Annotated in this window: 12 protein-coding genes; 6 read left to right on the forward strand and 6 right to left on the reverse strand. The window is 51.2% G+C overall.

Features of this window, described 5'->3' with window-relative positions:
- Nucleotides 1-20: 20 nt before the first annotated feature.
- Nucleotides 21-1,568 carry an IS21 family transposase gene (gene istA / locus ACN4EK_RS24455; protein ID WP_431656492.1) on the reverse strand — a complete coding sequence of 516 codons (1,548 nt, stop codon included), beginning with the start codon at nucleotides 1,566-1,568 and terminating at the stop codon, nucleotides 21-23.
- Nucleotides 1,569-1,692: 124 nt separating this feature from the next.
- On the reverse strand, nucleotides 1,693-3,051 hold the full coding sequence (locus ACN4EK_RS24460; protein ID WP_431660894.1) for a DUF4158 domain-containing protein: 1,359 nt from the start codon (nucleotides 3,049-3,051) through the stop codon (nucleotides 1,693-1,695).
- Between the two features lie 191 nt (nucleotides 3,052-3,242).
- Here ACN4EK_RS24460 and ACN4EK_RS24465 point away from each other — a divergent pair, with 191 nt between their 5' ends.
- Complete coding sequence (locus tag ACN4EK_RS24465; RefSeq protein ID WP_431656529.1) at nucleotides 3,243-3,824, forward strand: tyrosine-type recombinase/integrase; 582 nt, start codon at nucleotides 3,243-3,245, stop codon at nucleotides 3,822-3,824.
- Nucleotides 3,825-3,904: 80 nt separating this feature from the next.
- On the opposite strand, the gene ACN4EK_RS24470 is transcribed toward ACN4EK_RS24465, so the two are convergent.
- Entirely contained in the window at nucleotides 3,905-4,051 is a 147-nt protein-coding gene (locus ACN4EK_RS24470) for a hypothetical protein (RefSeq protein ID WP_431660896.1), read from the reverse strand.
- Nucleotides 4,052-4,139: 88 nt separating this feature from the next.
- Entirely contained in the window at nucleotides 4,140-4,445 is a 306-nt protein-coding gene (locus ACN4EK_RS24475) for a helix-turn-helix domain-containing protein (protein WP_431660897.1), read from the reverse strand.
- Nucleotides 4,446-4,627: 182 nt separating this feature from the next.
- Between ACN4EK_RS24475 and ACN4EK_RS24480 the strand changes: the two genes are divergently transcribed.
- A complete protein-coding gene (locus ACN4EK_RS24480; protein ID WP_431660898.1) occupies nucleotides 4,628-5,842 on the forward strand; it encodes a hypothetical protein in 1,215 nt (404 codons plus the stop codon).
- Nucleotides 5,843-6,078: 236 nt separating this feature from the next.
- Nucleotides 6,079-6,267: a hypothetical protein gene (locus ACN4EK_RS24485; RefSeq protein ID WP_431660899.1), complete on the forward strand. Its 189-nt coding sequence runs from the start codon at nucleotides 6,079-6,081 to the stop codon at nucleotides 6,265-6,267.
- Nucleotides 6,268-6,275: 8 nt separating this feature from the next.
- Here ACN4EK_RS24485 and ACN4EK_RS24490 read toward each other — a convergent pair whose 3' ends face one another.
- The gene (locus ACN4EK_RS24490; RefSeq protein ID WP_431660900.1) at nucleotides 6,276-6,623 is read right to left on the reverse strand and encodes a helix-turn-helix domain-containing protein; all 348 of its coding nucleotides are present in this window, start codon (nucleotides 6,621-6,623) and stop codon (nucleotides 6,276-6,278) included.
- Between the two features lie 118 nt (nucleotides 6,624-6,741).
- On the opposite strand from ACN4EK_RS24490, the gene ACN4EK_RS24495 reads away from it, so the two are divergent.
- The 3 genes from ACN4EK_RS24495 (at nucleotide 6,742) to ACN4EK_RS24505 (ending at nucleotide 9,557) form a co-directional block, all read left to right on the forward strand.
- Complete coding sequence (locus ACN4EK_RS24495; RefSeq protein WP_431660901.1) at nucleotides 6,742-8,583, forward strand: hypothetical protein; 1,842 nt, start codon at nucleotides 6,742-6,744, stop codon at nucleotides 8,581-8,583.
- A gap of 80 nt (nucleotides 8,584-8,663) precedes the next feature.
- Nucleotides 8,664-9,239 (forward strand): hypothetical protein, encoded by a 576-nt coding sequence (locus tag ACN4EK_RS24500; protein WP_431660902.1) that lies wholly within the window; start codon nucleotides 8,664-8,666, stop codon nucleotides 9,237-9,239.
- 39 nt (nucleotides 9,240-9,278) lie between these two features.
- Nucleotides 9,279-9,557: a hypothetical protein gene (locus tag ACN4EK_RS24505; protein WP_431660903.1), complete on the forward strand. Its 279-nt coding sequence runs from the start codon at nucleotides 9,279-9,281 to the stop codon at nucleotides 9,555-9,557.
- 25 nt (nucleotides 9,558-9,582) lie between these two features.
- Here ACN4EK_RS24505 and ACN4EK_RS24510 read toward each other — a convergent pair.
- Nucleotides 9,583-11,435, reverse strand: a 1,853-nt coding sequence (locus tag ACN4EK_RS24510; RefSeq protein ID WP_431660904.1) for a glycosyltransferase family 2 protein, incomplete at its 5' end; no start/stop codon positions are given.

An 11,435-nucleotide genomic window follows, 5' to 3' on the forward strand; every position in this document is an offset into this window, starting at 1 on the left:
ATTGATCCAATGAGAAATAGTTAGGAATAGTACTGAGCACCCCGGACGTTTGCATGTTCAACAACCGGAACGACTGGATTGTCATCCGCCAAGGGTTCTTTGTCCAACTGGGTTTGCAGCATGGAGCGGATGCGACGCAAACTGACAATGCCAAACACATTCGCCCGATGACAAGCCGCTTCCAGCCGCGCCGTGCCATACTGCGTTGCTAGAGACTGCAAACCTCGCACGGTACGAAACGCCTGCTCTTCATGGTCTTTGCGTTCAAACATTGCCTCCACCTGGCTTGTCGTGTGGCGTCCGACCTGTTGCGCCCAGGCTAAAAAGCGTTCTTTCGACTGGCGTTTGTAGGCCCAATGTTCAGGCGGCATATGGTCGGGTAGCGTCGTGTGGCGATGGGGCAGGCGGCAGCGTTCGTGGGCAGCAATCCGCTTGCCATCGTGAAAGATTTCGACCATTTGCTCAGACACCTTGACTCGCACTTCGTGCTGCACAAACCAATAGGGGACGGAGTAATAGTGCTTTTCGACCTCAATGTGATAGTCCAGGTTGACCTTCGCTGTCTTCCAGTGGGCAAACGTGAAGGGTTGAACCGGTAAAGGAGAGAGGGCAGGTTGGTCTACTTGCTCAAACAATACCCGTCGCGACACCCCATAACCGGGCATCGTCCGCTCATTTAACGCCTTCAGCCTCTGGGCAATAGCAGCATTAAGGTCGCTCAGTGTGCTGAATTGCTCGTGCCGCAACGGTGCCAGCACTTGTCGTTCTACCTCCTGCACTGCCTTTTCGACCTTGGCTTTGTCACGCGGTTTGTACGGTCGAGCCGGAATAATGGCGACCCCATAGTGCTCGGCGAACTCCTGGTAACTCGGATTAATGCCCGGTTCATACCGACAAGGGTCGGTGACCCCGGACTTGAGGTTATCCGGCACAATGCACTGCGGCACACCACCGAAAAACGCTAGTGCCCGCTGGTGCGACCCAATCCAGTGCGGTAATTCCTGCGTAGGTGTAGCTTCGGCGTAGGTGTAGTTGCTCGCTCCCAAACAGGCGACAAAGATTTGGGCTGCCATCACTTGTCCGGTTTCCTTGTCCTGCATGGGCACCGTCAGCCCGCAGTAGTCCACAAATAGCTTGTCACCTCCCTTGTACACCTGCCGCATCGACAACTGGTGCCGCACCCGCCACTGGTTGTACCAGCGGCAAAAAGTGGCGTAGCTACAGTTCCATTGTCCTTTGTCCAGTCCCTCCTGCCACAGCAGAGCTAGCGTCACGCCTTTATGCTGTAATTGGGCATCTACCGCACTAAAGTCAATCGGTTCCGCCCGCTGTTCGGGGTTCTGTCTTCCTTTGCCCAGCGCCGCTTGCGCCTCACTGTCACTCAACTGGGTCAACTCGGTATAACTCAGGTTCTTGGCAGTGGCGCGACGAATGTAATCTTGCACGGTTGAGCGTGCCACCGCACAGCTTTGGGCGATCTGGCACTGGCTATAGCCCAGATCGTGAAGTCGCAAGATCTCTCGAAATTTTGCCACAGGCAGTAATCCTCCTTGTTGCTTCCGTTTCATATCCCCGCTACCTCCGCTTGTCGTTGACAGCGAGTGTAAAGGGGGTGCCGAAGTTTGTGAGAATTACCTGCCGAAGTTCGTTGGGAATGGGGTGCCGAGGTTTGTGAGAATCACCCGCCGAAGTTCAGTGAGAATCACCTGCCGAACTTTGTGCGATTTTGCACAGATTGCGCCAACCACTTTTGAGTACTCCTTTGACGTAAAGTTGTTCTTCACTGGCATAGTAACGCTGATTGCTATCTTGATATTTCTTGAGCAGTTCTAGCGCTTGAACAACGGGACGGTGTACTTCATTGTTAGAACGAAACTCCAATGTTTCTAAAATTTTGGGTACCATGCGTCGGTAATGATGTAGATAGGAAGATCGCATCACCGTGTACACCTTCTGGTCATAGGTTGTACTGGCATGATATTCCTGAACAACTGCTTTGAGGGTTGTCGGAGTGGCAATCGGATAAACAACCTCTTTGACGATTTCCTCTGGATGCTCCAGTGTGGCAGTGGCGATCTGATAGAGCAAATGGGGTTTGTTATCGATCCGCTTGAAGTCTTCGAGCAACTGTTTGTCTACCCGCCGTTCTGCATTAATGCCAATGCGATGCACAATCTGCACTAACAATTCCACCAGGTTGTCACTAATCTCCTGACTGCGTTGCCAGCAGAAAGCGGCAATCAGGGCATAGCGAATCGCCTTTGGATGCCGTCTGAGATCGCGGGGAGTTTCGGCAGCAGCGCGACGACGGTAATGCCCAAGCACTTTGGGTGGAGTCGCGTCAAACAAATTCGCAGGCATACCCAATTGGCGAATGTGGTTCAGCTTGTCAGTTTCCTTGAACAGACTTTCCAGCCCGACCCGTCCTGGATCGCTCTTGAGAAAACTGAACATGGACTGTTTGAACTGGATCGCCTCCTCCTCAGGCTCACTCACCTCTGTCTTTAACAAGTCATCCATCTTGCTTCGGGTGTCAGCCGACAGTTGTTGCAGCAGACGATCACAAAAGCTGGCTTCGGTTGTACGAATCGCAGAACCAATCAACCGCTTCACCTGTTTGGGACTAGGAGGCTCCAGTTTCAGTTCTCGAAAACGTTGGTACACAGTAGCCTCAAGGTGTGATTCTTGTCGGTCATAGACCAGAACCTGTTGAGACAACCAATCTTTCATGGCTTCGGCATCTTTCAAGGTGGACTCTTGAAATCCGAAGAATTCTCGAATTTCAATGCGATGACGAGCGCCGCTGCGTCCTTGATGGTTGTAGTCTTGTAGCAGTCTAGGCGAGAGGTCGAGTTGGGCTGCCAGGTAGGAAACGGCTGCTTTCGGAATCTCTTGACGACTGTGAGGAAAACGAGCTTCATGTTGAAAGAATTTAAGCCACACGGCAAACCCCAATTGGTTTGCCCCCACTTTCGGCTCCAGCAATGCCATTTCATCCGGCAGTAGCGTGAATTGTTCAACCAACTCTTCCGGTGTCCACTGCCGCTTCATCGTCGATACCCCTCACACGATTGATTCAGGCGATAGTGTATCGGCAGATTCGCTCAATCTTGGAAAAGTAAATAAACTTACCAACTTTCGCTTGTTTATGGGCAAGTTTGCGAAACTGATTCAGGAGGAAGTGGGAGTTCAGCCGTTTCGTTTACAGGTGTCCGTCCATCATTTTCGGGCAAGTTTTGATCATGCCAACTGCTCCACCCCCTAAAACGCCTAATTGCCAATTGCGAACCCGTGAACATTTGCTGCCTCGGGAAGTTGAGGCAATGCTCAAAGCTGCCAGAACGGTGGGACGACATGGTCATCGAGATGCAACCTTGATCTTGATTGCTTATCGTCATGGCTTGCGGGTTTCTGAATTGGTGGCGCTGCGCTGGGAACAAGTAGACTTCAACGGTGGCACGATCTACATCAACCGTTTGAAGCAAGGAGTTAGTTCTGTTCATCCCCTCCGAGGACCTGAGTTGCGATCTCTGCGGCAATTGCAACGAGACTATCCAGATTCCCCTTATTTATTCGTTTCGGAACGAGGAGCCGCCATGGCAGCAGACACTGCCAGAGGCATTATTGAACGGGCTGGGCAACGAGCAGGGATTCCCTTTCCAGTTCATCCGCATATGTTGCGTCATGCTTGTGGTTTCTACCTCGCGTCCAAAGGACACGATACCAGAGCGATTCAAGCTTATCTGGGGCACAAAAACATCCAGCACACCGTGCGCTATACCGAATTAGCACCAGGTCGCTTCAAGGACTTCTGGTTGGATTAAAAAGTAGAAAATTTTTCTGGAATCCTTACTGTTATTAAGTTCTAGCCGTTGCGTGGCACTTCGTTGCAGCTTCGCTACCTTTACCCCATTAATAAGCGCTGGGCTAATTCTGCTCTGATCTCAGTCGGTAGATCGTCGATCAACTCGTACAGTTGATTCAACGTCTCATGCTCTACCAGCTTGCTAGCCAATAGCAGCGCATCCCAGAGGCCATTTTCTGCACCCATATCGCTTCAATTTGTAAAAGTCCAATGTTAAACACGATAAATCAGACTTTTTTTTCGTTGAAGCACCCAAACAAGGGATATAAATTTTCTACGCTGAGATCCTTTCTAAATCCAGTGAAGGTGCAGCGCCTCGCATTTTGAGGCTGATGGCATAGAGCAGGGTTCCGATCGCGCGATCGTCCATTTGCGGTAGCAGGCAATTAAAGAACAGAAATTGCTGAGCTTGCGTTGGTAGAGCCGCAATCAGCCGTTCCAAGCGATCAGTGTGAATCTCCCGTTTGCCACGCCGGAACTCGCTCAATTGTGCCTCGGTTAGCCCCGACTTTTGGGCAATTTCCCGATTCGTCAGCTTGAACTCTACAAAAGTTTGATCAACGGCTTCACAAAATTTCATGAGAATTTATCACTAATAATAAGGATATGGAGTAAAATACTCCGGAGTGATAAAGCGTTGTCTAGTTTATTACCACCATTGATAACGGGATGACTCTATTCTACCCCGCACTGATCAAACCGTTCAATGCCTAATACAAACGCCCCGCCAAACGGCGGGGACTTATCCTAAATCAAAAGAATATGACAGTATACGCCACAACGAATCAGCCAACTGTAGCAAAATCATCGGGGTTTGTGCAGATTCCGGTAGAACTGATTACCTATGTCCGTTCCCTCAATTTGACAGGTACCCAATACGACCTCTGGCTCTACCTGTTTAGCCTTGATCCTTACGGCGATCGCTTTATTGCCGTGCCCTCTCCTAAAGAAATTGCGGCCATTCTCCAGGTAGACTACCGGACAGTAGAACGAGCCGCGCAACGGTTGGCTGACTGTCACTTATTTGAGTTTCAGATTGAACAATGGAAAGCCCGGAACCGGAAGCCGTTGCTAAAAACGGTTCTACCTGCTGAACAGTTTGCTGCGGCTCCAAGCTTAGAACCGTTACCGAGCCAGGATTCTCAGCCTTTACCTCAATTTTCTCTCGGCAAAGAGATCCAAATCTTGCCAGATCGATCCAACTATCACCAAACTGATCCAAATAGCGAGAATGGGATCAGTTTGGTCAGAGAAAATCAAATATTAAATTTAGAAGCCGCTCTCAGTCAGGGTTTCAACGATGGGCATGTACCAAACAAAGAAAATACTTTGTTAAAAGAACAAACTGGTGTTTCCACGCCCACCCACCACCCTGTTCAAACAGCCATTGACAAGGAGGTGTTTGGTACAGCGGAGTTACTGGAACGGATTCAGATCGCTGGAGTGACTCCGAACAAAACAATTCAGAAGGCGATCGGCGATCTGCAAAAAAAACTAACGCCGCCGGAGGTCGTGCAGGCTGTGGAAAACGCCATTTCTGCCCTGCGAGAGCAGCAAGCGAAGGGGATAGTCCATAACCCTGGTGGTTTTTTGGTGGCAGCACTGCGGCGCAAATTTACTGCTAATCAGGCTAAGCGACAGGCACGGCAGCGGGGAAAACAAGCTTCGGTAGGATCATCTCCTCAAACAGAACCGCTGACTAATCCTGCGTTCTCTACTACTTCCGATCTCTCCGATCTCTCCAGTTCTCCTCAATCCTCTGATTGCCTTGAGCGCGAACCCTCTCCTGATCCAATTCGGGTTTCCCTGGCGATCGACCAGGCGCTACTGAACCACGATCGCGAGTTTGCTCTCAATAAGTTACGTAGCCTCTGGACCGCAGGCTGGCACAGTGTAGTGGAAGAACTATTACTGTTACGCCAGGAATGGGGCTTTCGGATTGCTGGTCTGGAAGTCTGCGATCGCTCCAACTGCTGAAACTCTCCTAATTACCTTTGCAAACTGCCTGGAAGGAAAAATGGAATTCAAAATTACTGAAGTAGCAGGGCTTGAGTTTGCCCAGCTAGAGGCTGTAACGGGATGTGGTATTGGTGCAAGGTCTCACTTGTTAGGTGATTCTCAGTCAATGCCAACCAAAGTCAGGCAACGTCCCGACATGATCTCTAGCAATAAGTTGAGATAGTGAAGATACTAAAGTTTAGTCAGGTGCAATTATGGTTTCAACAACAGTTCCTGTGCCAACTCCATCTCCTCAAACCATTCAAATCCAGCTTCCGGCTGAGGTATTTCGTTTACCTGTTCTTAGTTCCAATAGTGCGATCGATGTGAGTACCAGTCTCATGCTGGTCGCTTTTGCCATTGTGGTTAAGGTGACGATAGATTACCTCAAACCTGCCAAATAATAGAGATCTTACGCACCCACTAGTTCTCTAGCAGTCACCTGTTTTTTAGTCTGAAGCTTATCCGCGATCGCTAGCAGCAGTTGTGACAGTTCATCACTGTTCATATCGGCAATCCGAGCTTCCAGCGTCGCCGGGGATGAGCCTAACTGCCGAAAAAAATAATCTCTGGCTTCGGCTGGCAAACTCGATAGCATCTTCTCTAAAGAGTCGCTGTAAATCCGCTGTTTGCCATTGCGAAAGTCGCTGATCATCTGTTGGCTGACTCCAGAACGGTCGGACAGCCATCTGGCTTTAATGCCAAATTCATTGAGAGTGCGATCGAGAGCTTGGGAAAACTGCATAAGATTTTTGTTCATGACTGAAGATGATCGGTTATGATCAGCCATGACTTAACATTTCTAAGTCTCTGGTTAATCCAGTATACCCTGACCATGCAAACTTGTGTGGCTTCAGGATACACCTTACCGCATCACTATGACAGAAGCCCCCGCCAGACCTGATCCGCCAAAAGTATCAAACTCTTCCGCTCGAACCTCCCTTCCGGAACCATTGCCCCGTGATCCGCTCGGTCAGCGCTTGTGTGAACTATTTCCCTACTTCTGGCAAACCATTGTTGGTGTGAATGAACTTGATCCCAACTGGCAGACCATTACCCAATATCCGCTCCGTCCCCGTGTGTTGTGGCAAGTGTGGCAAGATGCGGCTCAGTTGGTTGGTGTGCGGTTTGGTAATCAGACCCGGTATGCCTTGATTGATCTCGATCGCGGCAGTCCGTACCATCCCCAACAGACCCCCGGTGAACTGCTCAAGATTCGCTTAGCCCTGGAAACGATCGGCATCTACCGTACCCTATTGATCCGTTCCAGTTGGTCAGAAGGACTACACCTCTACATTCCCCTACCGGAAACGGTGCCGACCTTTGGGTTAGCGTCAGCCCTGAAACAATGTCTACAAGCCCAAGGGTTGACGATCGCACCAGGAAAGTTAGAAATCTTCCCCAACTGCAAAGCCTATGCCAAACCTGGCAGCTTTACGGAGTACAACGCCCATCGCCTGCCACTGCAACCTGCCTCCGGCTCCTGCCTGTTAGACGATGATGGCAATCCGACCAGTCAAGATCTGGCACGATTCTTTCAGCAGTGGGATACCGCCGCCATTGGTCAGGATATAGCGGAATTACGACAGGCGATCGCCACCGCAAAAAATAACCGTCGGGGTAGACCTCACCGCCAGTCCACAGTGATTGAGGAATGGGTGCAGGACTTACGCACCGAAATGGAAGAGGGTTGGACAGGGTACGGTCAGACGAACCATTTACTCAAAACGATCGCCTGTTATGGCGTAGTGTTCAAGGGTCTACAGGGAGAGGAACTGGCAGACTATGTGCTGCGGACGGCGATCGCGCTACCAGGATATGCCGAATGGTGTCGTCATCAGTATGAGATTCAAGTGCGAACGGCAGTTTGGGCACGGGCGGCTGAAGGGTACTACTGGCCATTAGGGGAAACTCCATTGCGATCGCGGACGTTGCCTGAGGACGCGGAAAATAACATCGTCCCGATTAACCGAAGACGGTCTGAAGATGCCCAACAGCGGATTCGGGAGGCAGTAGCCCAGTTAGAAGCGGCTGGTCAACTTCCGGCGACTGCCACGGCTAGAGCGATCGCGATCGCGGATCAAGGCATTAGTACGAAAACTTTATATCGCTATCAAGAGTTATGGCATCCCAAGTTAATGACTGAGGGGTTAGACCCCCTATTAGCCCTTGCCTCCGTTGAGCCGATTATAGAACTGTGTAAAATCGCTGACTCAGAGCCAATTACAGCCAGTTTAGAAGCTAAATTTGCAGAACCACCGGAACCGCCAGAACCGATGCAGGATGGGAAATTTTACACCTGCCAGGGAAATATGAAGGGTTGCTGTTCTGAATCCGACTTTTCTAATTTTATTTCTTCTCTTCCAGGCGAAGCCCCCCCCCGCGACTCGTTGACTGAAATTGTCACAGTCGATCAGGGTCTGAATGCCTCGAAATCCTTGCCAGATAAGGAACTATCAAATTCAACTGTCACAGCAAAGAGTTTTCCACAGGTGGCTACTCCTGGGGGCGATCGCGGACTGATTGAGAAGTTCTGCGATCGGGCGTTAGCGATCGGGCAGTCTCTAGCAGACAAGGTACGCCAACGAGCTTATGTTCTAGAAAGGCTTCAGCATTGGTGGATGAATGGTTGGCAAGCAGAAGTGGAGGAACTGTGCCGAAATCGGCAGGATTGGGGCTTTTTAGTTAGGCAGGAAGGGGTGATAGATGGCACAACGTAATAGTATTTTTGTACTAAAATGAATCTTTGGAATGGATCATGGAAGATCATCCTGTAAGGCTGACTGATGTGAGGTGAAATGTGCCAGTTCGGTATGAAGTTCCGATTGTTCGAGAGCGGGATGAGCAAACTGTTACAGCCCTGTTGGTCACGATGGGTGAGAAACATTTGGATGATTTTGAGGTGTTTTGGAAAGGGCGATTGCGGCGATCGCAGCAGGAGGATAACTTCTGGGACTGGGAATTGAAGCACCGTGCCTATCTGTCGAGTGCCAACTATGAAGGGTACGCCATTGAGTATGAGCAGATTACACAGGGGTTGATGCTGATTGCCACTCAGGGACATCGATCGCAGTTTGAACCACATCGGCGGCTGGTCTATGTGCATTCTTTGGCATCGGCTCCCTGGAACCGTCCGAGTTTGCAAACTCCGGTCGAGTTTCGTGCGATCGGGAGTGCGTTGCTGCAATTCGCTCGATTTCGCAGTGAAGAACTAGGCTATGACGGGTTAGTGGGGCTACATGCCCTACCCGGCTCGGAGGGTTTCTATCAGAAGATGGGCATGATTGACTGTGGTAGGGATGAAACGAAGGAGGATTTAACGTATTTTGAGTGGTATCGCCGTCGCCCCTCGTTGTTGGATGAGTTGGATCTATAAGCTGGACTGTCTACCTTTGCAAACCGCTTGGAGGAAACTATGGAATTCAAAATTACCGCAGAAGCAGCGCGAGAGTTTGCCCAGCTAGAGGCAGCGGCGGGATGCGATATTGGTGCTGGGTTTGACTGGGGTGCTGGCTTAGGTAAGTTTCTGGCTAGTGCGAACAGCTATGTAGACCATGAGAAGCTGGTGGAGTTATTGCACGATCGCCTGGGAACTGTGTTATCACAGGAGGAAATTGAGGATGCAGCTCGGAGTATTCAGGCGCAATTGCGCGATCGGGTCGTTAAGAAATATCAATCTCCTCAATCAGCTTGAAATTAACCGGATATGGCAGGGTGGTTTATCCACCCTGCTTGAGCCAGCCCTGATTTCGTAAGCGCTCCAGAAATTGCTGCACCACAAATCGTTCTTCCGCAAACAGGGGGGTGAAGAGGGGCACGTCTTGCAACAAGGGGTGGAGGTGCGATCGGGTGGCATCGGGTGGCATCTCATGCGATCGGGCTGGATCAGGGGCAGGGGCACTACCGATGCGCCAAGCCAGTTTATCCGCAATCAGGCTATAGTCCAACGCTGAATTGCCCTGGCTCAGTTCTGCCAGAATCTCTAACCATAGCTGTTGGATCACCTTACGGGTATGATCTTCAAGCGCACGAGGGGCAGAAACGTGCAACAGGGCACGAGCGATGTTTGCTTCCTGCCATGTCAGGGGGAGTGACTCTGGACGATCGCGGTGGTGCAGGGCAAACGCTTGACCATCCAAACGTTCTAGGGTGAAGGCGGGTTGCCACAACTGCCAGTTTTGTTGCAACAAGAATTGATGGGCTGGGGTGAGTTGATCGCCCTGGCATAAATGGGCAATGTCTTGAAACCGCCGAAAGATCCGGTGGCGATGCTGAATCCGTTCCGGATACGTGGCACGGCGGCTCACCTGGCTCGTAGACCAGCGGTGATAGCGAACCAGGCTATCGGGGACATGCAAGAACCGTAGCCCTAACAAAGCCGCGATCGTAAAGTATTCCCGATCCATGTACACACCCGTTTCAGGATTCCAGGCTTGCAGGTGGTGTAAGCGGAGTGCAGCTCGACGACGGAGCAGATAAGCGTGAGGTGGTCGCCAGTTATCGAGCAAGAGTTGTAGGGGCAAGTCGTCATAGGCACGATCGGCAAAGCGTAACTGAGCGATCAATTGCCGCTGTTCCCAAAAGCACCAATCCCAGTCGCCATAGGCTAGGTCGGCTTCAGGATGTTGGATCAGGGCAATGACTTGGCGTTCTAGCTTGTCTAGGGCAAGGTCATCATCCGCATCCAGCCATTGAATATAGTCACCTTGAGCCTGGGTACAGCCCAGATTACGGGCATGGTTGGCTCCCGGTTGGGGACAATACAGAATTTGGATGGAACGACTGGACTCAGCCGCGATCCGCTCGGCGATCGCCACCGTCTCATCGGTCGAGCCGTTATCGACCAATAGAATTTCCAGGTTGGGATAGGTTTGCCGGATACAGCTTTGTAGGCAGGGGACAAGGCGAGGGGCGGCGTTATAGGCAGGGATGATAATCGAAACCAGGGGGCTGAGCGAAATGGGTTCCAGCGATTGGATGGGCGGGATAGGACGATCCGGCACATTGGGTTTCGGACGCAAGGTATAGGTTGCCGTGACGCGCAAAGTGTAATGCTGATCCAAGCCCCGACGTTGTAGCGCATTGCTAATGGCTTGCTGGCTGGAGTGGATCACGTCGAGCTGACGGTTGGTGGCGTTATCGGTATGGCGACGATAGAAATAAAGGGGTTTGGGCAGATGATAAATGTCGGTGACTTCCGAGAGCTTGAGGCATAGGTCATAGTCTTCGGAGGTACTGAAGCTGGGGTCAATGCCGCCTACCTGGTCGTAAACCCGGCGACGGATCAGCCGGAAGTGGAAGGTCATGAATTCGACCAACAAGCGGTCTGGGCTATAGGGAATGCGGCAAAGTCTGCCTAACCCCTTATCGTTCCCCTGTTCGTCAATGATCAAGTGGTTGGTGTAGACCATCCCCACATTCGGATGAGCGTCTAGGATGGCAGCGGTTTCTGCCAAAGCGGTGGGTGCTAACACATCATCGCTATCGACCCAACCCAAATAGGGAGCGGTTGTCGCCGCGATCGCGCCTTTGAGTGAGGGGGCAATTCCTTGGTGAGGGGCGGCGATGACCC

Source organism: Pantanalinema rosaneae CENA516 (assembly GCF_050753385.1).
Taxonomy (GTDB): domain Bacteria; phylum Cyanobacteriota; class Cyanobacteriia; order Leptolyngbyales; family Leptolyngbyaceae; genus Pantanalinema; species Pantanalinema rosaneae.